This window comes from Streptomyces sp. NPDC025638 (assembly GCF_055558775.1).
Genome location: NZ_JBVHLX010000003.1, coordinates 342727 through 367201, shown reverse-complemented (window position 1 = coordinate 367201; position 24475 = coordinate 342727). Strand labels below are relative to the sequence as shown.

The 24475-nt window shown below is 72.0% G+C and carries 19 protein-coding genes and 1 pseudogene; 9 read left to right on the top strand and 11 right to left on the bottom strand.

The window, feature by feature from the left end; translation table 11 throughout:
• Positions 1–28: 28 nt before the first annotated feature.
• The 5 genes and pseudogenes from ACZ4EG_RS09670 to ACZ4EG_RS09650 form a co-directional block, all read right to left on the bottom strand.
• Entirely contained in the window at positions 29–412 is a 384-nt protein-coding gene (locus ACZ4EG_RS09670; RefSeq protein ID WP_363297995.1) for a hypothetical protein, read from the bottom strand.
• A gap of 402 nt (positions 413–814) precedes the next feature.
• Positions 815–1738 carry a MurR/RpiR family transcriptional regulator gene (locus ACZ4EG_RS09665; RefSeq protein ID WP_453546204.1) on the bottom strand — a complete coding sequence of 308 codons (924 nt, stop codon included), beginning with the start codon at positions 1736–1738 and terminating at the stop codon, positions 815–817.
• 129 nt (positions 1739–1867) lie between these two features.
• On the bottom strand, positions 1868–3436 hold the full coding sequence (locus ACZ4EG_RS09660) for a phospholipid carrier-dependent glycosyltransferase (protein ID WP_467790421.1): 1569 nt from the start codon (positions 3434–3436) through the stop codon (positions 1868–1870).
• A gap of 239 nt (positions 3437–3675) precedes the next feature.
• Positions 3676–5610, bottom strand: a pseudogene (locus ACZ4EG_RS09655) (phosphatase PAP2 family protein).
• Between the two features lie 198 nt (positions 5611–5808).
• Positions 5809–6717 (bottom strand): N-acetylglucosamine kinase, encoded by a 909-nt coding sequence (locus ACZ4EG_RS09650; protein WP_467790214.1) that lies wholly within the window; start codon positions 6715–6717, stop codon positions 5809–5811.
• Between the two features lie 261 nt (positions 6718–6978).
• Here ACZ4EG_RS09650 and ACZ4EG_RS09645 point away from each other — a divergent pair, with 261 nt between their 5' ends.
• The 5 genes from ACZ4EG_RS09645 (at position 6979) to ACZ4EG_RS09625 (ending at position 13589) form a co-directional block, all read left to right on the top strand.
• Positions 6979–8109, top strand: coding sequence for an ROK family transcriptional regulator (locus ACZ4EG_RS09645; protein WP_467790213.1), 1131 nt, complete (start codon positions 6979–6981; stop codon positions 8107–8109).
• 271 nt (positions 8110–8380) lie between these two features.
• Positions 8381–9712, top strand: a complete 1332-nt coding sequence (locus tag ACZ4EG_RS09640; protein ID WP_467790212.1) for an ABC transporter substrate-binding protein — start codon at positions 8381–8383, stop codon at positions 9710–9712.
• A gap of 157 nt (positions 9713–9869) precedes the next feature.
• Positions 9870–10847: a carbohydrate ABC transporter permease gene (locus ACZ4EG_RS09635; RefSeq protein ID WP_390705950.1), complete on the top strand. Its 978-nt coding sequence runs from the start codon at positions 9870–9872 to the stop codon at positions 10845–10847.
• A gap of 15 nt (positions 10848–10862) precedes the next feature.
• Complete coding sequence (locus tag ACZ4EG_RS09630) at positions 10863–11741, top strand: carbohydrate ABC transporter permease (protein WP_467790211.1); 879 nt, start codon at positions 10863–10865, stop codon at positions 11739–11741.
• 18 nt (positions 11742–11759) lie between these two features.
• Positions 11760–13589, top strand: a complete 1830-nt coding sequence (locus ACZ4EG_RS09625; protein ID WP_467790420.1) for a hypothetical protein — start codon at positions 11760–11762, stop codon at positions 13587–13589.
• Between the two features lie 30 nt (positions 13590–13619).
• On the opposite strand, the gene ACZ4EG_RS09620 is transcribed toward ACZ4EG_RS09625, so the two are convergent.
• Positions 13620–14285 carry a nucleoside/nucleotide kinase family protein gene (locus ACZ4EG_RS09620; RefSeq protein ID WP_467790210.1) on the bottom strand — a complete coding sequence of 222 codons (666 nt, stop codon included), beginning with the start codon at positions 14283–14285 and terminating at the stop codon, positions 13620–13622.
• Positions 14286–14379: 94 nt separating this feature from the next.
• Here ACZ4EG_RS09620 and ACZ4EG_RS09615 point away from each other — a divergent pair, with 94 nt between their 5' ends.
• Complete coding sequence (locus ACZ4EG_RS09615) at positions 14380–15120, top strand: HAD family hydrolase (protein ID WP_467790209.1); 741 nt, start codon at positions 14380–14382, stop codon at positions 15118–15120.
• Complete coding sequence (locus ACZ4EG_RS09610; protein ID WP_467790208.1) at positions 15117–17459, top strand: glycoside hydrolase family 65 protein; 2343 nt, start codon at positions 15117–15119, stop codon at positions 17457–17459. Before ACZ4EG_RS09615 ends, ACZ4EG_RS09610 begins: the two co-directional genes overlap by 4 nt.
• 41 nt (positions 17460–17500) lie before the next feature.
• Here ACZ4EG_RS09610 and ACZ4EG_RS09605 read toward each other — a convergent pair whose 3' ends face one another.
• Positions 17501–18394, bottom strand: coding sequence for a M48 family metalloprotease (locus ACZ4EG_RS09605; protein WP_453546226.1), 894 nt, complete (start codon positions 18392–18394; stop codon positions 17501–17503).
• Positions 18391–18774 (bottom strand): BlaI/MecI/CopY family transcriptional regulator, encoded by a 384-nt coding sequence (locus ACZ4EG_RS09600; protein ID WP_453546228.1) that lies wholly within the window; start codon positions 18772–18774, stop codon positions 18391–18393. Before ACZ4EG_RS09600 ends, ACZ4EG_RS09605 begins: the two co-directional genes overlap by 4 nt.
• A gap of 193 nt (positions 18775–18967) precedes the next feature.
• Between ACZ4EG_RS09600 and ACZ4EG_RS09595 the strand changes: the two genes are divergently transcribed.
• Both ACZ4EG_RS09595 and ACZ4EG_RS09590 read left to right on the top strand, forming a co-directional pair.
• On the top strand, positions 18968–20455 hold the full coding sequence (locus ACZ4EG_RS09595) for a hypothetical protein (RefSeq protein ID WP_467790207.1): 1488 nt from the start codon (positions 18968–18970) through the stop codon (positions 20453–20455).
• Positions 20452–21399, top strand: coding sequence for a lysylphosphatidylglycerol synthase transmembrane domain-containing protein (locus tag ACZ4EG_RS09590; RefSeq protein ID WP_467790206.1), 948 nt, complete (start codon positions 20452–20454; stop codon positions 21397–21399). Before ACZ4EG_RS09595 ends, ACZ4EG_RS09590 begins: the two co-directional genes overlap by 4 nt.
• A 3-nt stretch (positions 21400–21402) precedes the next feature.
• On the opposite strand, the gene ACZ4EG_RS09585 is transcribed toward ACZ4EG_RS09590, so the two are convergent.
• The 3 genes from ACZ4EG_RS09585 to ACZ4EG_RS09575 all read right to left on the bottom strand — a co-directional run bounded on the left by ACZ4EG_RS09585 (position 21403) and on the right by ACZ4EG_RS09575 (position 24354).
• Positions 21403–22605, bottom strand: coding sequence for a serine/threonine-protein kinase (locus tag ACZ4EG_RS09585; protein ID WP_467790205.1), 1203 nt, complete (start codon positions 22603–22605; stop codon positions 21403–21405).
• A 273-nt stretch (positions 22606–22878) separates the two neighbouring features.
• Entirely contained in the window at positions 22879–23619 is a 741-nt protein-coding gene (locus tag ACZ4EG_RS09580) for a phosphatase PAP2 family protein (RefSeq protein ID WP_467790204.1), read from the bottom strand.
• 72 nt (positions 23620–23691) lie between these two features.
• Positions 23692–24354: a DedA family protein gene (locus ACZ4EG_RS09575; RefSeq protein WP_390705961.1), complete on the bottom strand. Its 663-nt coding sequence runs from the start codon at positions 24352–24354 to the stop codon at positions 23692–23694.
• Between the last annotated feature and the right edge of the window lie 121 nt (positions 24355–24475).

Here is a 24475-nt window from a genome sequence, read left to right as displayed (position 1 = left end):
TTCGCTCCGCCGCCCGGTGACCGGCAGGTCAGCGGCCGGTGCTGTGTCCGACGAGGGCCTCGGTGACCGCCCGGACGCTGCGTGCGATGTGCTGCAGCTGCATGACCTCCGCCGCGTACAGCTTGATCGTGTGCTCGATGACCGACTCGGGTATCCCCAGCACGGGCAGCTCGGCCCGCGCGGTCTGCAGTGCCGTCCGTGCCACCCGGATCTCGTGCTGGACCTGGATCTGCGCGTGCCGGGCGAGCAGCACGGGATGACGGATGAGCGCCGGATAGCTGGCGTAGCGGGCCGGTACCAGCTCGCGCAGCCACTTGGCAGCCGAGCGCTCCCAGTCGTAGCTGCCGGGCGTCTTGACCTGGCAGGGCCAGTCCTGGCTGATGCGCGTGGTGGTCGTCAGGGTCATGATCATCGCTTCCGGGTGTGCGGTGTGCGGCGTCGTGAGGGGTGGTCCGACGGATTCTGGGGCGGCCCCGGTCTAGGGGATGACCGGGGCCGCCACCACGGGCGAGCCGCGCAGGCGTCGCCCGACCGAACACCCCTGGCACCGACGTGGGTAGGGACGGCGGCTGAGGGTGTCCGTTCTGGGGCCCCGGGCGTCGGGCGCCGGCGCGGCGGGTGGTGCTGCGTGCGCATGGGCGGTCCGTCGGCTTTCTCGGGGCGGGTGCGATCCGTGAGCAGTATTTATATATGCCGTCGCCTTTGCAAGACGTATGAAAACATTCATGCGCGATTTGAGGTGAATGATCCCCGTACAAGGCCTTGTGGGCGAAAGGGGCGAGGAGCCGCCGGGTCGGTGGCGGTCGGACCGGTGTCAGTCCTTGAGGAAGAACTGGTGCTGCTCGGCGACCTGCTCGTAGTCCTCGAGGCGGGCCTGGGTGCGCTCCGGGTCGGCATCGGTCATGGCCTGGAGCAGGGCGGCGGACATCACGTTGGGTGCGGCATAGGAGTCGAAGACCAGGCGGGAGCCGGTGCCGGTGGTGAAGGTGACGTCTGCCTCGTCGGCCAGCGGCCCGAGCGCCAGGTCGGTGATCAGGGCGACCCGCAGGCCCGCGCCGCGCGCGACCCGGATCGCGGTCAGCGTCTCCTGCGCGTGCCGCGGCATCCCGAACGCCAGCACCCAGGTGCCGCCCGCCTCGCGCGACTGCAGCAGCGCGTCGTAGGCGACGGTGCCGCCCCGGGTCACCAGCCGTACGTCGGGGTGGATGCGGCGGGCGGCGTAGGCGAAGTACTCGGCCAGCGACACGGAGATGCGCAGCCCGAGCACGGTCAGCGGCGTCGACCGGGACAGCTCGCGGCCGAGCCAGATGACCCGGTCGGGGTCGGCGAAGTCGCGCCGGAGGTTCTCCAGGTTCTGGATCTCGGCGTCGACTGCGGCCTGGAGTTCGTTGCTGCGGTCCTCGTCGGCCGCGCCGGGGCCGCCGGCGAGGGTGCGCAGGGCGATCGACTGGAGCTTCTCCCGTAGCGCGGGGTAACCGCTGAAGCCGACCGCGGCGGCGAACCGGGTCACCGACGGCTGGCTGACGCCCACCCGCTCGGCGAGATCGGTGATCGACAGGAACGCGGCCTCGGTGATGTGCTCGATCAGGTACTGGGCGATGCGGCGCTGCCCCGGGGACAGCCGCGGGCCGTCGAAGAGCTCCCTGAGCTGGGAGGTCGGTGCAGCTACCGCCTCCGGAACGGTCTTGCCCGAGGTGATCGCGGACGCCTGCGCGCGTGCCTGCTGCGGCGATGACACCGGTGCGCCTCCTTTGTCTCCCACGAAACCTCAACATAGCTCACGGACTGTGGTGACCAGGGGTTGTGCGAGAGCTCCGGATCGGCTCCGAGACGGACGCACGGCCGGCGGTGCGGACCCGCCCACGGGTCAGCGTCGGTAGATCGTGATCGAGTGACCGACTTCGTCGATCGGATGAGCAGTCTTGATCAATTCGGCCAGTTTTCCGCGTGCCTTGGCGACCCATGAGTCCGACACCACCAGCAGCCCGTGCACGTCGTCCTCCGGCACCTTGCGCGGATCGGACGCGTGGACACCGTAGTACGACGGCACGGCACTGCCCTTGTACACGAGCCAGACCCGCTCGCCCCGGTACCGCCGCTCCAGCCGGTCGGCGAGCCGGCCCAGGTCCTGGCCCCAGTCCACGTTGGAGTCGTGCAGCCGCAGATGGGTCTTCGCCGGTCCGCCGAACGCCTCGTTGGAGTACGGCAGGTAATACGGGTACGTGCGCAGCGAACTGACGGCGACGAAGGCCACCAGCGCCCCGGCCGCCACCGGCGCCCACCGCCACCGCACCGCGAGCACGCAGCCGCCCGCGACCGCGAGGAACATCGGCATGAACAGGGCGTACCGTGTGCCGAAGTCCCGCGACCCGGTCATCGCCGCGGCCAGCAGCACGGCGGGCGGGACGAGCAGATACGGCGCGGCGGGCCGCAGCCGCCGTACCGCGACGACCACCACGGCGCCCGCCGCCCACAGTGCGAGCATGCCCAGCGGGGTCTTCACCAGCAGGGCGGCCGGGAGGTAGTACCAGAGCGAGCCGGTGTAGAGGCGGCCGAACAGATAGCCCTGCCAAGGAAGGTTCTCCAGGCCGAACTGGGCACGCATCCCGGCCCGGAACGCCCCCGGGAACGGCATGAGTTCGACCAGGCGTTCATGCAGCCCGCGGATGACCGGCACCGGCTCGGCGGGGGAGAACCGCAGTCGCGGGTCGACCGCGAGATACGTCGCCCATACGACGGCGATCGCGGTCAGCGCCACCACGGCCGCGCCCGCCAGACCGAGCGCGAGAGCCCTGCGCCGCTCGGCACGACCCTGCGGACGGCGGGCGTGCCACACGGACACCAGGGCCAGCGCCATCAGCACCGGAATCGCGGGCAGCGCGCTCATCTTGGTGGCCACCGCCGCCCCGAGCGCCGCACCGGCGAGCGGCAGATACAGTCCGGGCCCGCGGCGGGCCCGCCACACCAGCCACGCCGACGTCAGCACGAACCCGGCCGTGGGCACGTCCAGCGTGGCCAGCGAACCGTGCGCGACGACATCGGGGGAGAAGGCGTACAGGGCCAGGGCCGTCAGCCCGGCCGCCGTGCCGGCGACCTCGCGCGCGAACACCAGGACCACCAGCCCGAACAGCAGCGTCAGCGCGATCACCGGCAGCCTGGCCCACAGCATCAGCCGCCACGGGTCGTTCCCCGACTCGTACAGCAGATGCCGCCCCACCTGCCCCTGACTGCCGGGGAACGACGCGTCGTAGTGCGGGTCGGCTACCGCCACCCCCGCCATGATCACGAGCTTGCCGAGCGGCGGGTGCTCGGGGTTGTAGCGCAGCCGATGCTCGTGCAGATAGTCGGTGGCCGTGGCGACGTACACCGGTTCGTCGATCGTCGGCGTCTGCCGCGCCGCCGCGGTCACCATCGCCACGGCCATCTGGGTGAGCATCAGCACCACGAGGAGCGGCACCAGCCACCGCCGGCGCCGCCGCAGGCCGTCGTACAGGCGGGCGGGCGCAGTCGCCCACTGTGCCTGCTGTCCACCGCCGTCACGGACCTCGGGTTCGAGGACCGGTTGCTGTTCCCGCGCCATCATCCGCCCTGCGCCGACAGCCACCGCAAGGTGGCGGGAGCGATCAGTTGCCGTGTCATGGCCTTACTGTCGCAGCGCTCCCGCCGCCAGGCGCGTCACCGCTTCACGAGTCGTACCGACAGACCCTCTGCCGTATAGACCGGTACGGCCCGAAGCCGGTCGGAGTTCACCTCGACGCGGTCGAACTGGCCGCGCAGCAGCGGAACGTCCACGACCGGCAGCGTGCCGCCCGCGGTCGGCGGGCGCTCGGCGTCGAGGCGCAGCGACAGCACGGTGCCCCGGCCCAGCACCGCCCGGTGCTTGACCACGAGGGGCACCTTGCGGCCGGCGCGCAGCGTGAGCTCCAGCGTGCCGGAGTCCTGTGTGTACACACCCCGCACCCGCACGCGCTCGTCCACCCGCAGCGTTCCGCCCGAGACCCGCACGTCACCGTGGCCCAGCGCGTCCTCCGCCTCCGCCACCAGCGTGCCCGCGGCCAGCACGGTCCCGCCCGTGTACCGGTTGCGGCCGGTCAGCGTCAGCGTGCCGGTGCCCCGCTTGGTCAGAGCGCCGCACCCGTCGATGTCGTTGCGTCAGTTGTCGGCGGCGGCGAAGCCCCCGGCGGCCGCGTCCAGCGTGACCGTGACGTCGGAGTCGAAGGCGCCGTAACCGTCCGCCGCCGCGAAGAGGTTGAGCCGGCCCCACTGCTCGGCGCCGTCGAGCAGCACGTACCCGGAGGGCAGCCCGGTGGTGCGCAGCACCTCGCGCCGCTGCGCCGCGTCGAGGTACGGCAGCCGCGTCTCCAGCAGCGCCTCGGCACCCTTGGGCACGGTCAGGGGCAGGTCGCGGCCGTGCCGGGTCAGCACATAGGTCAGCCGGGGCGTGGCGGCGTCGGCGTTGGCCTCGCGGTCGGCGTACGGGTCGCTGTCCGGGCCGGCCGAGTGCGCATAGGCGTACAGGGTGTCGTCCGTCGTCCCCGTCCGCTGCTCGAAGTAGGCGAGGGCCTGGGCCCGCGCCGCCGCCTTGAGGCCGGCGTTGGCCGGGTCGGCGAGCGTCGCGGCGGCCAGCGCCGTGGCCATCACCCGGCCGCCGATCACATCCACGGTGTTGTGCATTCCGGCCACGATCCGGGTGTGGCTGAGCTCCAGGGCCCGGGTCACCAGCTCCTGGAAGCGCTCGGGGACCGCGTACGCGTACGCCAGTGCCGCCAGGTGGAAGGCGTTGGTGTGCCCGCTCGGGAAACCGCCGTCGTCGCTGGGGGACGTGCTGCGCTGGCGCAGCAGCTGTGGGGCGACCACCACGTCCGACTCGTAGACCGGGTACCCGAGCGCGTCGGTGTTCCCGGTGTCGACGACCTCGCTGTCCTCGTTCATCCGCCACGGACGCGGGTACTGGTAGGCGTACTTGGCGGGGTTGCCGGAGGCGTACGGGCCGCGCACCGTGTCGACCAGTTCGGCCACCTTGCCCAGCGCGGAGTCGTACGCGCCCGCGCCGAGCGCCGAACCCGCCGGGGCGCCGGCCGGTACCGCGTCGCTGATCGTGGTCGCGGGAGTGCCGTCGGGCGCGCTCGTGATGGACGTGACCGCCTTGGCGCCCGCCTTGTACAGATCGGCCAGCGGGCCCAAGCCGGCGATCATGGCGTAGCTCTGGTGCTGCCGGTCGTAGACGAAGGCCTCCTTCGCCTGGGCGTCCGTGCGCCGGCGCGTGACCCGGGCGCAGTAGCGCATGTTGGCGCGCAGCACCTCGGGCCGCAGCGCGGTGCCGGTGTTCCAGGCGGAACCGGTCTTCCACACCTGGGCGAAGCCGCCGAGGACGCGCACCACCGCGTTGGTCTCGGGCGTCAGGTTGGCGATGACATTGGTCTTGTAGTCGTCGACGAACGCGGCGGCGGTGGTCGCGGCCTTGGCGTCGGCGGCGGACAGCCAGCCGACGAAGGTCGGGGCCGCGAGCACCCCGGCGGAGGCGCCCAGCGAGGTCCTGAGGAAACCACGCCGGTTCACGGCGAGTCCACGGGACGACGCGTCGGAACGGTGCCCGGCTGATGACGGCATGCGTGTGCCTCTCTTGAGTTCTTCGGCCGTACGGCCGGGGGAGACCCACGTGAACGACGGGGTGGGAGATGCTGTTCGGGTTTTGTCGGTCCCGTGGGAAAGAAGTTGAACGAGCGAATATCTAGGGCCGGTTCGTGTCCCGTCGGCCAGGGACCGGTGACCGGTACGTGACCCACGCGTGAACGGCGGCCCCGCGATTCACAGAAACGCACGCGCCAGTGCCAACGCGCCCTCCACCGGGGGCACTTGCAGGGGCCGCGGCCGGGCGCCCGGCAGGGCTTCGGCGAGCGCGGTGGCGAAGGCGTCGTACAGGCGCGGCTGGGTGAGGACGGTGCTGCCCGCGACCACCACGTCGTCGACGGCGAGACCGCGTTCGGCCAGCCGCACGACGAGCGCCGCGAGCGAGCGGCCCCCGGCGGCGATCACATCGCGGGCGAGGAGCGAGCCCGCCTCGGCGGCCGTGAAGACGACCGGGGCGTGCCGGCCCCACTCCGCGGACACGTCGGCGGCGCTCTCCAACGCCGCACCGAGCGCGGGGACTTCGGCCACGTCGAACGCGGCGACAAGACCCGCAGCCAGTGCGTCGGGTTCCTCTCCGCGGTCGTGGGCGGCCCAGACGGCCCGCGCGGCCTCACGGACGAGTCCGGCCGCGCCGCCCTCGTCGCCGAGGACCGCGCCCCAGCCGCCCACCTGCACGGCGAGGCCGTCGGCACGCCGGCCCACGGCCACCGAGCCGGTGCCGGCGACCAGGCCCACGCCCTTGGCCAGGCCGGCCGCTGGGACGAGGAGTTCGGCGTCGCCCACGACCGTGACGGGAACGTCCAGGAGATCCCGCAGCGCGGTACGGATCGCCGCGCACTGGCGGGGGGTTTCGCAGGCGTGCCCGCCGATGGCGAGGGCGGCGGGGCGGGCGCCCGCGGGCAGCGCCTCCCGGACCAGCGCGGCCAGCCAGCCGGCGGCGGCCCCGGGGTGGTGCGGCCGCCAGCCGCTGCTCGTACGGACGCGGTCGGCGACCGTGCGGTCCCCGGCCACGGCACGGAGATGGGTCTTGGTGCCGCCCACGTCGATACCGACCACGAGAGGGCACGAAGGGAGTGCGTCCTGCACGGATCCTCTTTCGTCGTTGCAGTAGCCGCGACGGCGGGCGAGCCAAGTCCGGACAGGGGAGGGCGAACAACTAGGGAAGCCCCGGGACGGGCCTCTGACGGAACACGGCAGGCGAGTACCGTGAAGTTCGTTAGGAAACTAACTAACGAAGTATGGTGCGTCAAGAGGCAGTCCATCGCCGCATTCCCGGAGCGGATCGAACCGATCGACCGACCGGGGAGCGCGGCCCTCGACCCGTGTGGGGGAACTGTGGAACAAGACGTGGCGGACGCCCCCCGCCTGACCGAGAGCGCGAGCTCGGTCTTCTCCGTGCTGGCCCGGGCGGGCAGCGCGACCCGGCCACAGCTCGCGAGCCTGGCGGGCCTGTCCAAACCGACGGTGTCCACCGCCGTCTCGGAGCTGGAGAGCGCCCGGCTCGCCGCCCACTCCGGCACCGCGTCCAGCGGCACCGGCCGTACCGCCGCCGTCTACCGGCTCGGACCGGCCGCCGGAGCCGTCCTCGCCGTCGACCTCGGCCCGGCCCTCACCCGGGTACGCGGCTGCGCCCTGGACGGCACCCTGCTGGCCGAGGCCACCGGTCCCCGGCCGGACGCGGCCGATGTCGTACGCGAGACCCTCGTCGCGCTGCCCGCCGGCACCCCGCTGCGCACCATCGTCGTCGCCGTCGGCGATGTCACCACGCAGGGGGAGGGCACCCGGGTGCGCCCCGCGACCGCCAAGGCCGGCCCCGTCTTCGACGCCATGGCCGTGGCGCTGCCGCCGGGCGTCCCCGTCCACCTGGAGAACAACGTCAACTGCGCCGCGCTCGCGGAGTTGCACGAGGGCGCCGCCCGCGACCGTCACAGCTTCGGCTATCTGCGGATCGGCGTGGGCATCGGCCTCGGCATCGTCGTCGGGAGCCGGGTGCTGCGCGGGGCCAACGGCGCCGCCGGCGAGCTGGCCCGGCTGCCCTATCCCTGGGCCGAGGGCCGCGAGCCGCGCCAGGAGGCCCTGGAGGAGTACATCGGCGCACGCTCCCTCCTGCGCCGGGCCGCCGAGGCCTGGCAGGACGCCGACGGGCCCTGCCCGGACACCGCCGAGCGGCTGTTCGCCCTGGCCGGGCAGGGCCGGGCCACCGCCCGCGCCGTCGTGGCCCGCCATGCCGCGGACATCGGTCGGCTCGCCGCCGCCGTGGTCGCCGTGCTGGACCCGGGACTGATCGTGCTCGGCGGCAGCACCGGCGCGGACCCGCAGCTCCTGCCCGGTGTACGGGCCGAGTTGGCGCGGCTGAGCTGGCCCACCGAGGTGGTCAGCAGCACGGTCGGGGACCTCGGCACCGTCGTGGGCGCCGCCCGGCTCGCGGTCGCCCGGGGAGTCCAAACCGTGACCGAGGCCGCGCACACGAAGGATTGACGGCCTCCGACTCGGTCTGCCAATGTCCGGACAAGCGCTTTCTAAGTCGGCCGGGACGCCGACTCGGGGTGAGCGTTCCCGCCCGTACGAGACGTACGGCAGCCGCGCGAGGGCGTGCTCGACGGCGACGGCCACGGTGGCCGGGGATCCCACCCGCCAGGACGGTGCGGCCGGGCGAGGCCGTGCCCCCGGAAGGCGCATCCCATGAAACTCGCACCCGTGCCGCAGCGACCGGCCGGGAAATCCGTCACGCACCTCCAGGGAGGACCCGGTGGGTCACCAGATCTCACGCAGAACCCTCTTCCGCACCGCGAGCGGACTCGCTGCCGCCGGCGCGCTCGGCGGCACCCTCGGCGCCTGCTCCGGCGGCACCGGAGCCGGCAGCACCAACAGCAAGCTGACCATGATCTGGTGGGGCAGCGACGACCGGCACGCGGCGTACAAGAAGGCGCTGACCTACTTCCAGCAGAAGAACCCGAAGATCAAGATCCAGGAGACCTACTCCGGCTACGACGGGTACTTCGACAAGTTCAACACCAACATCGCCGGCGGCTCCGCCCCCGACCTGCTCCAGATGGACACCGCGCTGGTCGCCCAGTACGCCCGCAAGGGCGTCCTCGCCCCGATCGACGAGTACGTCGGCAAGACCCTCGACCTCACCGGCTTCTCCAAGACGCTCCTCGCGGCCGGCACGGTCGACGGCAAGCTGTACGGCGTTCCGTCCGGCATCGGCGTCAACCAGCTCACCGTCAACCGCACCGGCCTGGAGAAGCTGGGCCTGAAGCTGCCGGACCGCGAATGGACCTGGGCCGACCTGAAGAAGATCGCCCAGGACGTCTACAAGAAGAGCGGCGGCAAGACCTACGGCGTCGACGACGGCGGCGGCTCCACGCTCCAGTGCTTCGAGATCTTCGCCCGGGAGAAGGGCCAGCAGTTCTTCTCCGACGACGGCAAGAAGCTCGGCTTCACCTCCGACACCCTCCAGGAGTGGTGGGAGTACTGGGCCGAGATGCGCAAGACCCATGCTTCCCCGCCGCCGGCCGTCACCTCCGCCGCGCACAACGACCTCACCAAGAACGCGGTCGTCATCGGCAAGGCCCTGTTCACCTTCGACTCCGGTGTCTACGGCGCGGGCGGCTCCATCACCAACGCCCAGCTGGACTTCCTGCCCACCCCGCAGGGCGACTTCTCCGGCGCCCGCGAGGGCAACTTCGTCAACGGCGGTGTGCTGCTGAGCGCCACCAAGGCCAGCAAGAAGGTCGCCGACGCCGTGAAGATCATGTCGTTCTTCGCGCAGGACGCCACGGCGATCAAGGACATGCAGCTGCTGCGCGGCATCCCGCCGACCGCGAAGGCCCGCGACCTGATCGCCTCGGGCCTGACCGAGACCGACAAGCTGAACATGGCGAACGCCGACTACATCTCCCAGCGCGTCTCGAAGGCGTCCAACGCCCTGCCCGCCCCGGTGCCGCCGCCGCAGGGTGCCGACCAGATCTGGGACCTGCTGTTCCAGTCCAACCTCGCCGTCGCCTTCGGCAAGAAGACGATCAAGGCACAACTGGGCGAGTTCTTCGACCAGGCGGCGGGAATTCTGGGCGCCTAGCGGCTCCGCCGGAATTGCCGCGAAAGGCTGGTGCCGCGATGTGCCGTCGATCTGCTGACGGCATCGTCGTGGCTGGTCGCGCAGTTCCCCGCGCCCCTTCGGGGGCGCGGCAGTGCACCAAATGAATGAAGTACCCGGAGGGCCAGGGAGAATGAGAATGACCACCGCGCAAACCGACGCGGTCGTGAAGGAGCCGTCGGGTTCCGCGACCCCGTCCGACCAGCGGGAGCGCGACCGTATGCGCCGTCGCCTCGCCAGACGGCGGGGCGGAGGGTGGTGGCCGTATCTCTTCCTGGCCCCCTGGTTCATCGGGCTGTTCGGACTGACGATCTACCCGATGCTCGACTCGCTGTACCTCTCCTTCACCGACTTCGACCTGCTGACACCCGCGCAGTGGGTCGGCCTGGACAACTACCAGCACATGTTCGGTGACGACCCGGTCTTCTGGGACTCGGTGCACGCCACCCTCCTGTACGTCGTCGTCTCCGTGCCGCTCAAGCTCGCGCTCGCCCTCGGCGTGGCGATGCTGCTCAACCGCGACCTGAAGGGCATCGGCCTGTACCGGGCCGCCTTCTACCTCCCCTCGCTGCTCGGCGGTGCGGTGGCCATCGCCATCGTGTGGCGTCAGGTTTTCGGCGGTGACGGTCTGTTCAACGACTTCCTCGGCTGGTTCGGCATCAAGGGCCAGGACTGGATCTCCAGCCCCGACAGCGCGCTCTACACGCTCGTCCTGCTGGCCGTCTGGCAGTTCGGCACGCCGATGGTCATCTTCCTCGCCGGCCTCAAGCAGCTGCCGAAGGACGTCTACGAGGCCGCCGCGATCGACGGCGCCAGGCCCGTCACCCGGTTCTTCCGCATCACCCTGCCGCTGCTGACGCCGATCGTCTTCTTCAACGTGGTCCTGCAGATCATCGACGCGTTCAAGACGTTCACCCCCGCCTTCGTGATCAGCAACGGCTCGGGCGGACCGCTCAACTCGACGATGCTCTACTCCCTCTACCTGTACAAGAAGGGCTTCACCGACCTCCAGATGGGCTACGCCTCGGCGCTCGCCTGGGTGCTGTTCCTGGTCATCGCGGGCTTCACGGCGGTCAACTTCATCGCCGGCCGCTACTGGGTCCACTACGACGACTGAGCGAGGAGTTCTTCGATGTCCGCCCTGACCCCGAACGCATCGCCGCTGCACAAGCTCCGCTCGGCGACCGGCGCCCGCCGCATCTTCATCCACACGGTCCTCATCGGCGTGGCGATCGTCATGCTGTACCCGCTGCTGTGGATGCTCAGCAGCTCCCTCAAGCCCGACACCGAGATCTTCACCCACCCCGGCCTCATCCCGAACGCGCTGCGCCCGGCCAACTACTCCGAGGGCTGGAGCGGCTCCGGCAACTCCTTCTCCCTCTACATCACCAACTCACTGATCGTCACGATCGGCGCGGTGATCGGCAACGTGATCTCCTGCTCGCTGGCCGCCTACGCCTTCGCGCGCTTCGAGTTCCGCGGCAAGAAGCTCTGGTTCGGCCTGATGCTCGGCACGCTCATGCTGCCCACGCAGGCCGTCCTGATCCCGCAGTACACGATCTTCTACAACCTGACCTGGATCAACACCTATCTGCCGCTGATCGTCCCGAAGTTCCTTGCGATGGACGCCTTCTTCATCTTCCTGATGGTCCAGTTCATCCGCTCCATCCCGCGCGAGCTGGACCAGGCGGCCATGATGGACGGTGCCAACCCCCTGCAGATCTACTGGAAGATCATCCTGCCGCTGATGAAGCCGGCCCTGGTCACCACCACGATCTTCACCTTCATCTGGACCTACGACGACTTCCTGCACCAGCTCGTCTACCTCCAGCAGAACGACCGCTTCACCGTCCCCCTCGGCCTGACCCTGTTCCTGGACAAGACCAGCGGCTCCTCCTACGGCGCGATGTTCGCCATGTCGACCCTCGCGCTGCTGCCCACCCTGATCTGCTTCCTGATCTTCCAGAAACGGCTGGTGGAAGGCCTCGCGACCAGCGGAATGAAGGGCTGAGACCACGTGAGCACTCCCGTGCACCTCCCGCGCCAGCGCGGCCCGCTGCACGACCTGCCGGACACCCCCGAGGCGTACGACGCCGTCCTCGCCGACGTCGCCGAGCAGGCCCTGGCCCGCCTCCCCCCGGACGGCAACCTCGAACACCCCGGAGCCCTCGACGACATCGGCGACACCTCGCTCGGGATCACCTCGCTGCTGGCCCTGGCCTGGCAGCGGGGCGGGGACCCGCGTCTGCCGGAGGCCGTACGGCGCAGCCTCGCCTTCCATCTGCGCGAGCGGGTGTACACCGAGGACAACCCCGGCTATCCGAACCTGAGAATCCGCGACTCCCGCCTCCCGTACGCCCGTTACGTCCTGGAGACGGGCGCGCACCCCGTTGGGGACTGGCCCAGCACGGTGTGGGCCCTGCTCCAGCTCGTCAACCTCCTGGACACCGGCGAGGGCCTCGTCGAGGACGAACAGCGGCGTGAACTGGTCGAGTTGGGCCAGGGATACTGGCGATGGCTCACCGAGGCCACCTTCTTCAACCCGCAGGAGGCCGGCAACCAGGCGATCGGCTGTGTGGTCGGCGGACTGATGCTGGCCCGGCATCTCCCGCCGGAGGAAGGGGAGTTGCTGCGCGCACGGGCGCTCGCCCTGTACACCGCCGAGATCCGCGCCCACCGGGTCCACGACCGCGGCGCCCTGCTGCCACCCGAGCACGGCGGGGCGTACGACAACAACTACGGTCCGATCTCCCTCTCCTTCCTCGCCCAGGCCCACCGCGTCAGCGGCGAGGAGGTCTTCGCCGAGGACGGCGACGCGCTGGCCGGCTACATCGATGCCCGGCTGCCGGGCGGCGGCTTCGACAACGGCGGCCCCCGCTACAGCGAGCAGCACTCCGGTTTCGAGTCGGTCCTCGGCCTGCGCTACTTCAGCGGCCGTATCGGCTCCGACCTGGGCCGCTACCGGGGCGACACCCGCTGGGGCCGGCACGCGGTCCAGCCGGACGGGGGAGTCGACGGCCACTTCGCGTGGATGCTGGTCTGGCAGATCCAGGACACCTCGCGCTGGCACCGCACGCCGTCCTCCTCGACCCATCGGCACCAACTGCGCGCGGGCACCGTCTCGGTGGCCTTCGACGGCCGGATGACCCCGTCGCTGATCGAGGCGGCCGGGACGTACTACCTGCCCGCGGCGGTCAACAGACAGCACGGCTTCGGCCCCGTCACCGACGGATTCCTGCTGTGCCGCCCCATGGGCGAGGTCCGCGTCCGGGACGTACGCGCCGACGGACTGACGGCCAAGCTGGTCACCAAGCCGGTCGTCGGCCGCGACCATGTGCTGCGCCATGTGCGGTCCCTGTACGTCACGGACGGCACGAGCCTGTGGGTGACCGTGGCGGTCGAGCGGCTCGACGGGGTGCCGTATCTGCTGGCCGGGCTGCCGTACGCGGCGGACGACGGCGACCGGGTGCGCCGGGTCGCCGAGGGCGAGGTGACCTCGGCGGGCGCGCTGCGTCTGACGCACCCCGAGGCGCGGGGCGTGGACCACTTCGACGCCCGTGCCGACAGCACCCAGGAGCAGGCGGCGTTCGCGCTGGCCGCCGACCCGCGCGGCTACGGCAACCCCGACGAGGGCTGGCGGCATCTGGTGAGCTCGACGGCCCTGGAGGCGGGCCCGGCGGCGGGCGGACCGGTGGACCTGCACGTCTTCGCCGTACGGTACGGACCCGGTGACACCTTCGTTCCCGCCTTCGAAGCCGGGGAACAGGGCCTGACCGTCCGTACCGAGGCCTTCACCGCGTTGATCGGCGAGGCGGCGGGCGACGCCCACGGCGAGCCCGGACTGACCCTGTACACCTGAGCAGGCCGACCCGTGGCGCGGTGACCCCGGTCAGGGTTCTTCCGCCCCGTGCGGCGCGGGCAGCGCGGACCGCGGCACCACCAGGTCGGCCCGGTTCCGTGTCGTCTCGATCAGGTCCGCGTTGCGCTGGTCCGTGCCCCGCACCCAGGCCACGGCGGCCTCGTGCTCCTTGCCGAACTCCTCGTGCCGGGCGACCAGTCGGCGGATGCGCTCGTCCTCGTCGATCTCGCAGAACCACACCTCGTCCAGGCACGGCCGCACCCGAGCCCAGGAACCCGCCTCCAGCAGCAGGTAGTTGCCCTCCGTCACCACCAGCCGGGCCGTCGGCGGCACCGGGATCGCGCCCGCGATCGGCTGCTCCAGCACCCGCTCGAATCCCGGCGCGTACACCACCTCGTCGGTCTCCTCGCGCAGCCGCCGCAGCAGCGCCGCGTATCCCGCCGCGTCGAAGGTGTCCGGCGCACCCTTGCGGTCGCGGCGGCCCAGCCGGTCCAGTTCGACGTCGGCGAGGTGGAAGCCGTCCATGGGGACCTGCGCCACCCAGGGCGCGCCGGTGCCGTTCAGTTCGCGGACCAGGTGCTCGGCGAGGCTCGTCTTGCCCGAACCGGGGCTGCCCGCGATGCCGAGGAGCGCGCGTGGTCCGCGCTCGGCGAGGCCGCGGGCGCGGCTGAGCAGATCGTCGAAAGTCAAGGACACGCAGGAGAGTGTCGCACCGCGGCCGGTCCCCGGTTCCCGCAGTGTGGCCTTCGCCACCCACTGGAAGCCGCCCGTCGGGGGAAGGGTGCTGGGTATGACTGAGCTCGGTCTGCCCGACACCATCCTGGCCTGTCTCTTCGACCTCGACGGGGTCGTCACCAAGACGGCCGTCGTCCACGCGGCCGCCTGGAAGGAGGCGTTCGACGAGTTCCTGCGCGACTACGAGGGCGAGCAGGGCCGGCCGTTCGACGCCGACGCGGAGTACGACGAGTACGTCGACGGACGTCCACGCGCCGACGGGGTGCGGACCTTTCTCGACTCCCGCGGCATCGCACTGCCCGAAGGCGCCCCCGACGACCCGCCGGACGCCCATACCGTCCACGGCCTCGGCAACCGCAAGAACGACCTGCTCCTCGCGAAGATCCGCACCTCTGGTGTCGAGGCCTACGAGGGCACCCTGCGCTACGTCGAGGCCGTCCGCGCCCACGGGCTGCGCACCGCGATCGTCTCCTCCAGCGCCAACTGCCGTGACGTACTGCGCTCCGTCGGCGCGGAGCACCTCTTCGACGTACGGATCGACGGGATCGTCGCGAGCGAACGGAAGCTGCCCGGCAAACCGCACCCGGACACCTTCCTGGCCGCCGCCCGCGACCTCGGCGTCGAGCCCTCCGCGTCAGCCGTCTTCGAGGACGCGCTGGCCGGCATGGACGCGGGCCGCGCCGGCGGCTTCGGATACGTGGTCGGTGTCGACCGCGTCGGACAGGCCGCCGCGCTGTACGCGCACGGCGCGGACGTCGTCGTCGAGGACCTCGCCGAGCTGGGAGGCAAGCGGTGATCACCCATCGGGCGTACACGGTCGAACCGTGGGCCGTGCGCGAGACCGACCTCAACCTGGACGTGCTCGCCCAGAGCGAGTCCGTGTTCGCCCTGTCCAACGGCCATGTCGGCTGGCGCGGAAACCTCGACGAGGGCGAGCCGCACGGTCTGCCCGGCAGCTATCTCAACGGTGTCCACGAGGTGCATCCGCTGCCGTACGCCGAGGCCGGCTACGGCTATCCCGAGTCGGGCCAGACGGTCATCAACGTCACCAACGGCAAGATCCTGCGGCTTCTCGTCGACGACGAACCGTTCGACCTGCGCTACGGCCGGCTCGTCGCCCACGAGCGCACGCTGGACCTGCGCCGGGGCGTACTGGAGCGGACCTGCGAGTGGGCCTCCCCGGCGGGCTCGACGGTCCGGGTGCGCTCGACGCGGCTGGTGTCGCTCACCCAGCGGGCGGTGGCGGCCGTGGCGTACGAGGTGGAGGCCGTCGGCGCGCGCTCCCGGGTGGTGATCCAGTCGGAGCTGGTCGCCAACGAGCAGCTGCCCGGGGCCAACGGCGATCCGCGCGCGGCGGTCGCGCTCCACTCGCCGCTGGAGCAGGAGGACCACTTCGCCTCCGGCCGGCGGCTGCGGCTGGTGCACCGCACCCGGCGCAGCGGTCTGCGCGTGGCGGCGGCCGCCGACCATGTCGTCACCGGCCCCGAGCGGACCACGACCCGGAGCGAGAGCGACACGGACGTGGCCCGGCTGACCGTCACCGCCGTACTGGAGCCGGGACAACGGCTGCGCGTGGAGAAGTTCGTCGCCCACGGCTGGTCCGGCAACCGCTCCCTGCCCGCCATGGCCGACCAGGTGGACGCCGCCCTCGCCGCCGCCGCGCACGACGGCTGGCAGGGGCTGTTGGACGAACAGCGCGCTTTCCTGGACGACTTCTGGGCCCGCGCGGACATCGAGGTGGACGGCGACGAGGAGATCCAGCAGGCCGTCCGCTTCGCCCTGTTCCACGTCCTGCAGGCAGGGGCCCGCGCCGAGCAGCGAGCGATCCCCGCCAAGGGGCTGACCGGCTCCGGATACGACGGGCACGCCTTCTGGGACACCGAGATGTTCGTGCTGCCCGTCCTCACCTACACCGCCCCGTCAACCGTCGCCGAGGCGCTGCGCTGGCGGCACAACACACTGCCCGCGGCCCGGGAGCGGGCGACCCAGCTCGGCCTGGACGGCGCCGCGTTCCCCTGGCGGACCATCGAGGGCTCCGAGGGCTCGGCGTACTGGCCGGCCGGCACCGCGGCCTTCCATGTGAACGCCGACATAGCCGACGCCGTCATCCGTTATGTCGAGGCCACGGGGGACACGGCCTTCGAGCGGGAGGCCGGTGTCGAGCTGCTGGTGGAGACGGCCCGGCTGTGGCGGTCGCTGGGCCACCACGACCCGCACGGTGTCTTCCACATCGACGGCGTCACCGGCCCCGACGAGTACAGCGCGGTCGCCGACGACAACACGTACACGAATCTGATGGCCCGCGCGAACCTGCTCGCCGCGGCCGACGCCGTCGCCCGGTATCCGCAGGAGGCGGAGCGGCTCGGCGTCGACGAGGAGGAGAGCGCCGCCTGGCGGGACGCCGCCGAGGCCGTGCACCTTCCCTACAACCGCGAGCTGGGCGTCCACGAACAGCACGCCGGGTTCACCCGCTACCAGCGCTGGGACTTCGCCGGCACCCGCCCCGACCAGTACCCGCTGCTGCTGAACTTCCCGTACTTCGACCTCTACCGCAAGCAGGTCGTCAAACAGGCCGACCTGGTGCTGGCCATGTACACCTGCGGCGCGTTCTTCGACGACGACCACATAGCCCGCAACTTCGCCTACTACGAGCCGCTGACCGTACGGGACTCCTCGCTGTCCGCGTGCTGCCAGGGGGTCATCGCCGCACAGGCGGGCCATCTGCGGCTCGCCTACGACTACGCGGCCGAGGCCGCTCTGATGGACCTGGAGGACCTGGAGCACAACACCCGGGACGGACTGCACATCGCGTCCCTGGCCGGTACCTGGATGGTGCTGGTGGCGGGGTTCGGCGGGCTGCGCCGGTCCGGCGACGGGCTGAGGTTCGCCCCGCGACTGCCGGAGAGGTTCCGTCGGCTGGCCTTCGGACTGCAGTTCCTCGGCCGTCGGCTGCGGGTGGAGATCGAGGCGGACAAGGCCGTCTACACACTCCTGGACGGTGACCCGCTGACGATCCACCACCACGGCGAGCCGCTCACCCTCGACACCGACGGCCCCACCGTGCGCCCGGTACCCGCGACACCACTCCGCCCGGCCCCCGAACAGCCCCCACACCGCGGCCCGAACAGCGGCTGAGCGGGTTCGGCGCGGTAGCCCCTCCGCTCCGGTGCACGAGGTCAGGTCAGTACGCTTGCCAGCAGGCCGTACAGGTCGCCCGTTGCGTCGGCGGCCAGGAGGGCCGGGAGGGCGCCCAGGGCGAGGACGGCCGCGGCGGCCGACAGCATGCGGGGCGGTGGGGCCGTCTGGAGGGCCGCGATACGGCGGGTGACGGCCCGGTCGGTGAAGTTCAGCGTGCACGTGGGCCGGACCCGGCCCGCGGTGAGGGCGGCGCGGGCCAGGGCGCGGGCGGTGGCCCCGCGGTCCCCGACGGCGTCCGCCGCCCGCTCGTCCGCCCCGCGTTCCACGAGGAAGGCCACGGCGTCACGGACCGGCGAGAGCAGGGGGTTCGCCGCGGCGGCGAGCGTGGCCGCGGTCACCAGCAGGCCGTGCCGGTCCGTCAGATGGGCACGTTCGTGGGCGAGCAGGACCCGGCGCTCCGCGGGTTCGAGCGCGCACAGCATGGCGGAGGTGACCAGGATCCGGCCCGGACGACCGGGGATCGCGAAGGCCTGCGGCACGGCGGACGCGGCGACGATCAACTCGGTGTCCGGCGGCTGCCCTTCGCACAGCCGCCGCAGTGCCCGGCGCGTGGAGCGCTCCGCCCGCAGGGCCCGGTGCACGCGCCAGGCGACGACGGCCAGCGCCAGACACGCGGCGACCCCGATCACCTCGGGCACCGGATCGGCGATACGGTGCCCGTCCTCGCGGGCCTCCCGGACGACCGGCGGCGCGTCCCCGAGCAGCGCGGTGGCGAGCAGGACCAGGGACCAGGTGGTGGCCGCCGCGGTCAGGACGGCCGCGGAGACCAGGACGCGGGCGGCGAGCGCAGGGGCGACCCGTCTGCCGATCACCGGGCTGACGGCGGGGAGCAGCAGGGCCAGCAGCAGCGGGGTGTAGACGTCGAACCTCATGCGCCGCCTCCGCCGAGCAGTTCGCGCAGTGCCCGTTCCTCCTCGGCGCTCAGTCCGGACACGAACTGCTGCAGCGCGGCGATCGGGTCGGGGCCGCGGTCCAGGGCATCGTGCATCGCCGCGGCGGTCAGCTCGGCCGCGTTCTTCGCGGGCCGGTACGCGCCGCGCCGCCCGTCCGCGTCACGCAGGACGAGACCCTTGTCGTACAGCCGCTTGAGGATGGTGTGCACCGTGTTGTAGGCGAGCCCGCCGTCGAGGTCCGCCTGGATCTCGGCCGGCGTCAGCGGCCGCTCGGTGGCCCACAGCGTGGCCAGGACCTCGCTCTCCAACTCCCCGGCGCTGCGCCTCTCCACCCTGCCGCGGGACCCTGTGCCAGCCATGTCCCAACCTTACAGCGCGTAGGGCCGTCATTCGTATGGCCGTACCCCTGCTGCACACTCCTCCGATGCGGGCTAGTTTGACCATGATTCTCGCGAATCCCGTATTTCTCCTTTCTCTGTGATTTCCGCCCTCGGCACTACAGGCTGTAGGGTGATGGGGCTTCTGCAAGCTGTAGGGGCAGAGGGGTGGACGATGGCCGGCAGCACGAACGCCATGCTCGCCGGGGCGCGACGCGGCCGAGCCGGGGACATGTCCGACGGCACCCGAGGCGCCCGCGCCACAGGCCCCCTCGCCGCCGTGGCGGCCGCCTTCACGCTCGCCCAGCTCCTCATCGTGCACCCCGGGATGGGCCTCGGCTGGGACGAGACGGTGTACGTCAGCCAGTTCAGCTCACAGGCCCCGGCGGCCTACTTCAGCGCACCCCGCGCCCGTGGCATCTCGCTGCTCGTGGCGCCGATCACCGCATGGTCGTCGTCCACCGCACTGCTGCGGATCTACCTCGCCCTGCTGTCCGGCCTCGCCCTGTTCCTGGCGCTGCGCGCATGGCGGGGGCTTTTCCCGGTCCGCGTACTGGCCCTGGCGGGCGGCCTGTTCGCCTCGCTCTGGGTGACGCTCTTCTACGGCCCACAGGCCATGCCCAACTACTGGGTCGCCGTCGGCGCACTCGCCGCTGCCGCCTGCTTCCTGCGCGCCCGCGCCGACCACCGCGACCGCGCCGCCCTGTGGGGCCTGGCCGCGAGCGGGGCGCTGATGGCGTGGATGCGGCCCACCGACGCGGTCTGGGCGACCCTGCCCCTGCTCGTCCTCGCGCTGTACCGCCGGCTGTGGCGGCCGCTCGCCTTCCTGCTGGCGGGGCTCGCGTCCGGGGCCGCGGAGTGGGTGATCGAGGCGTACGTCGGTTACGGCGGCCTCGCGCAGCGGCTCTCGGACGGCTCCGCGATCCAGGGCGGCCTCGGCTGGCACATCGCCGTCGCCGACCAACTGCGCAGCCTGGGCGGGCGGGCCCTGTGCCGCCCGTGCACGGGAGCCATGCCTGCCCCCGTGGTCACCGTCTGGTGGCTCGTCCTACCCCTGTTCGCCGTGTTCGGCCTGGTCGTCGCCGTCCGGGCGCGCCGCACCGCCGTCACCCTCGTGCCGCTGGCCTGCGGCGCCACCGCCGCGTTCCCGTACCTGTTCATGATCGGATACGCGGCACCCCGCTTCCTGCTGCCCGCCTACGCCCTGCTCGCCCTCCCCGTCGCCGTTGCGCTCGTCCACCTGGTGACCGCGCCCGGCCGAGCCTGGCGGCCGGTGGCCGTGACCCTGGTCGCGCTCGGTCTCGCCGGTCATCTGGCGGTGCAGTACGCCGTCCTGGAGCACACCGTCGGCCGGACCACGGAAGCCCGTCGCGGCTGGGCCCGTATCGCCGCCGAACTGCACCACCTGGGCGTCGGCCCGCCCTGCCTCGTCACCGGGCACGACGCGATCCCCATCGCGTTCTACGCCGGCTGCTCCTCCGCCGCGACCGCGGGCCACAACGCGAACAGCACGGCGGCGGTCATCGCCGGGACCGCACGCCGTATGCCCGTCGCCACACTCGTCACCACGGGCAAGCGCCCGCCCGCCTACGCCCGCGACTGGCAGTTCGTGCCCTTGGGCGCGCTCCGCCTCTACTACGCCGGTCCGGCAGCCGGCTCATGACCTCCTCGACGAGCATCGCGCCCGCACTCGGCCGCCGACGGGCCTACTGGCAGGCCGCCGCCTCTCTCGCCGTCCTGATGTGCGCGGTCTACCTGGCACTGCGGCACTGGCCCGCGCTCCACACCGGGGCCCTGCGGCTGGCCGTCGCCGACCAGGGGTGGCTGCTGGTGGGCGCCGCGGCCGCGGCCGCGACCTGGGTGTCCTCGGCGCTCGCCCAGCAGGGCGCGGTCACCCGGCCACTGCCCGGCGGACGCCTGGTCGCCGCCCAGTTCGCCGCCTCGGCCGCCAACCACGTCCTGCCCGCCGGTCTCGGAGCGGGCGCGGTCAATGTGCGGTTCCTGATGCGCTGCGGACTTCCGGCGAGCCGCTCGGCCAGCGCGCTCGCGGTCAAGGCGACGGCCGGTGCGGTGGCCCGCGGCGCCCTGATCGCGGCGCTCGCACCGGCCTGCCCCGGCCTGCTGCGTATCCCGCACATCCCCCCGGCCGCGCTCGTCGCCGTACCCGCCACGGCCGCCCTCGTGGTCCTCCTGCTCAACAGCCCGCTGTGGCCCCGGTGCCGGTGCGCCCTGGCGGCCGTACTCGCCGACATCCGCGCCGTGCACGCCGATCCGCGGCGCGCGGCCGCGCTGTGGGGCGGCTCGCTGGCCTTCGCCGCCCTGCACTGCCTGGTGCTGATCGCGGTCACGCGGGCCGTCGCCCTCCCGCTGCCCCCGGTCCGGGTGGCGCTGCTGTACCTCGCCGCCAGCAGTGCCGCCGCCCTGCTGCCCACCCCGGGTGGCCTCGGCTCCCTCGACGCGGCGCTCGCCCTCGCGCTCACCTCCTCCGGAGCCCCCGGCGCCACGGCAGCGTCCGTGGTGCTGGGCTACCGCCTGCTGACCGTCTGGCTGCCCCTGCTCCCGGGCCTGCTGGTGCTCGCCCTGCTGATTCGGCGCAAGTCGCTGTAGCCCTCAGTGGTCGGAGTTTCCGTCCTTTCCGTGCTTGCCCTTGCCATGTCCGCCGTTGCCCTGATCCCCTCCTTGCGGCTCCGTGGGGGACGGGGCGGCTGATGTCGCCGCGGGGCTCGGGGTCTCGTCGACAGGCGCGGACTTGACGGTCACCGGGGTGGGCGAACCGGGTGACGACGGGCCGTTGTCGCCCGAACCGAGCGAGGCGCCAAGGGCGACGGCCGCGCCGAACACGGCGATGGCCGCACCGCCCAGAACGGCCCGCGAGGACAGTATCCGTGCGCCGCGCTGCCGGGCGTGCGGGGCTTCGGCGACAGCGGTCTGCGGGGGCACGGAGGACGGAAGGATCGGAACGGGCATGGCAGCGGTGTCGGCCGGTTCCATGGCGGCCGGCTTCCACTCCTGCGTGGCAAGCCAGTTGGCCGCCTGCCCCGCGGTCGGCCGGTGGGCCGGATCCTTGGCGAGCAGGTGCAGCAGATACTCGGAGAGCAGCGGGGGTATCTCCGGGCGCAGTTGGGCCGGTGCCGGGGGCTGGACGTCGACGTGCTGCTGCACCACGGCCAGCGAGGTCGAGCCGCGGAACGGGGGCCGGCCGGTGAGCAGTTCATACAGCACGCAGCCGAGCGAGTAGACGTCGGAGGCGGGCTGCGCCGGGCGTCCCAGGGCGCGCTCGGGGGCCAGATAGTCGGCGGTGCCGAGGACCTTGCCGGTGGCGGTGAGTGTGCTGCCGGCGTCGCCGGTGAAGCGGGCGATCCCGAAGTCGGTGATCTTCGCGGCGCGACCGGAGGTCAGCATGACGTTGGCGGGCTTGATGTCCCGGTGGATCACTCCCTCGCGGTGCGCCGCGGACAGCCCCGCGGCCACCTGCGCCGCGACGGCGGCCGCCTCCTGCGCGTCCAAGGTGCCGCGCAGCGAGCGCTCCTGGGCCAGGCTCCAGCCGTCGACGAGCTCCATGACCAGGTACAGCTGATCGTCGTGGGCGCCGAAGTCGTACACGCCCACCACGTTGGGGTGGTTGAGGCGGCCCGCGATCTGAGCCTCCATCCGGAACCGCTCGGTGTCCGTCGCCTCTTCCGCCCGCAGGAGCTTGACCGCGACGGAGCGTCCGAGGACCTGGTCGGCAGACCGCCACACCTCGCCCATCGCGCCGCGTCCCAGTAGCTCTTCCAGCTCGTAGCGGTCCGCCAGCAGCACGTGTGCACCCACCCCGACTCACGACAACACCTGAACACCGCAGACCCGAATCATCATCATTAAAGATCATTTAGGAGCGGCGTGCCCAGGTTACCCGGGCCGTGAAGATGCCCGGATCCGGGCCCGAAGGTGGCGCCGGGCAGGCAGACGACGGGGGAACGCCTGCCTGCCCGGCGCGTGGTCGCTCGTCCATTCGGGGGGAGCGAGCACCACGGCCCCCTCAGGCCATTCCGTACAGCGCAGCGGCCTGCCGCGGTGTCACACCCCGGGCCGCGCCGCGGAACGTCACACAGGGCGTGATCGTCCTCGACGCCCCGGATCCCGGGGCGTGTGCTCCTCCGGCGGCGCATCGGCCGTGTCCCGGTGGGTGGTCAGGTTCCCGATGACCCCCGCAGGGAGCCACCAGGCCGCCGCACACACGCAGACTCCGAGCCAGCCCGCCGCGAACAGCCAGCCGCCCAGTACGTCGGTGAACCAGTGCACGCCGAGAAAGACCCGGGTCAGCCCGACCAGTACGCCCCAGCAGCCCACGGCGAGAAAGATCGGTGCCCGGCCGCGCGGGGCGCGCATCCATATCGCGAGGATCACCAACCCGGCCGTGACGGCCGACGTGGTGGCATGCCCGGACGGGAACGCCCAGCCCGAGGCGTGCGTCTGCCAGTCGGCCATCGGCGGCCGGGCCCTGGCGACCAGTTCCATCACGCCGTACCGTAAGGCCTGGGCGGCACCGAGGCAGGCGGCACCCAGCAGCGCCGCGACCAGCCGCCGGCGCGGCGTGCGGCCCACGAACAGGCCGGCCAGCATCACCAGCGCGTACGGGATGATCCCCGTCCCCGTGGCCGTCACCCCACGGGCCAACGCCACCGCGACGTCCGGCCGATGGGCGAGCGACCAGGACAGCAGATCCCCGTCCAGGAACAGCGGAGCCCCGTGGCCGCCGACCACGACCATGGTCAGCACCACGAACGCCGTCCAGGCGCCGAGCCCGACGCTGCCCGCGAGTTCCGCGAGGCCCTTGCGGTTCATGACCGCAGCCCCCTGCGGTTCATGACACCGCCGGCTTCAACCCGGCGTCCGCCGAGCCCTCGAACGCAAGAATCATCCACGGGCCTCCTTGGCGGCCTTGCGGGAGCGCAGCACCTCGGCGACGAGCGGGAGCAGCGAGACCACCACGATCAGCGCGATCACCGGCAGCAGGTACTTGTCGATGCCGGTGATCGAGGAGCCGAGCGCATACCCGGCGAGGGTCAGCCCGATGCTCCACACGAGCCCGCCGGTCACCTGCCACACGGTGAAGGTCCGGGCGGGCACGCCGAGCGCCCCGGCCATCGGGTTCAGCACCGTCCGTACCACCGGCACGAAGCGGGCCAGCACGATCGCCTTCGCGTGGCCGTACCGCTCCAGCAGTTCCTCGGCGCGTTGCGCGCCCTCGTGCAGCCGGGCCGAGCGGCTGCGCGTGAGCAGGGCTCCGCCCGCCTTGCGGCCCAGCAGATACCCGCACTGCGAGCCGGCCAGCGCGCCCACCGCCGCCGCGACCAGCAGCGGCGCCAGCGACAGTTTCAGGCCCCGGTCGGCCGTGCCGGCGCACAGCAGACCCGCCGTGAACAGCAGCGAGTCGCCGGGCAGGAAGAAACCGATCAGCAGTCCCGTCTCGGCGAACATCACCACGCCGACGCCCAGCACGCCGAAGGCGGCCAGCAGCGAGTGGGCGTCCAGCACATTGACGGCGAGCTGCGACGACAGGTGTGGGGGAGTGGTCATCGTCGTCGGCCCTCCGCTTTCGTCTCGTTCGGCAACAGGTCAGTCCTGACTACATTTTTGTAGACGGTCTACGCAACTGTAGACGACCGCCTGAGGTGGATCGTTCCCCTATTGGTTCCCC

Bases quoted from the DNA above. Each gene is read 5' to 3' on its own strand.
- ACZ4EG_RS09670 (WP_363297995.1), bottom strand. From the start codon at position 412: ATGATCATGACCCTGACGACCACCACGCGCATCAGCCAGGACTGGCCC.
- ACZ4EG_RS09660 (WP_467790421.1), bottom strand. From the start codon at position 3,436: ATGCTCACCCAGATGGCCGTGGCGATGGTGACCGCGGCGGCGCGGCAG.
- ACZ4EG_RS09635 (WP_390705950.1), top strand. From the start codon at position 9,870: ATGACCACCGCGCAAACCGACGCGGTCGTGAAGGAGCCGTCGGGTTCC.
- ACZ4EG_RS09630 (WP_467790211.1), top strand. From the start codon at position 10,863: ATGTCCGCCCTGACCCCGAACGCATCGCCGCTGCACAAGCTCCGCTCG.
- ACZ4EG_RS09615 (WP_467790209.1), top strand. From the start codon at position 14,380: ATGACTGAGCTCGGTCTGCCCGACACCATCCTGGCCTGTCTCTTCGAC.
- ACZ4EG_RS09605 (WP_453546226.1), bottom strand. From the start codon at position 18,394: ATGAGGTTCGACGTCTACACCCCGCTGCTGCTGGCCCTGCTGCTCCCC.
- ACZ4EG_RS09600 (WP_453546228.1), bottom strand. From the start codon at position 18,774: ATGGCTGGCACAGGGTCCCGCGGCAGGGTGGAGAGGCGCAGCGCCGGG.
- ACZ4EG_RS09595 (WP_467790207.1), top strand. From the start codon at position 18,968: ATGGCCGGCAGCACGAACGCCATGCTCGCCGGGGCGCGACGCGGCCGA.
- ACZ4EG_RS09590 (WP_467790206.1), top strand. From the start codon at position 20,452: ATGACCTCCTCGACGAGCATCGCGCCCGCACTCGGCCGCCGACGGGCC.
- ACZ4EG_RS09580 (WP_467790204.1), bottom strand. From the start codon at position 23,619: ATGAACCGCAAGGGCCTCGCGGAACTCGCGGGCAGCGTCGGGCTCGGC.
- ACZ4EG_RS09575 (WP_390705961.1), bottom strand. From the start codon at position 24,354: ATGACCACTCCCCCACACCTGTCGTCGCAGCTCGCCGTCAATGTGCTG.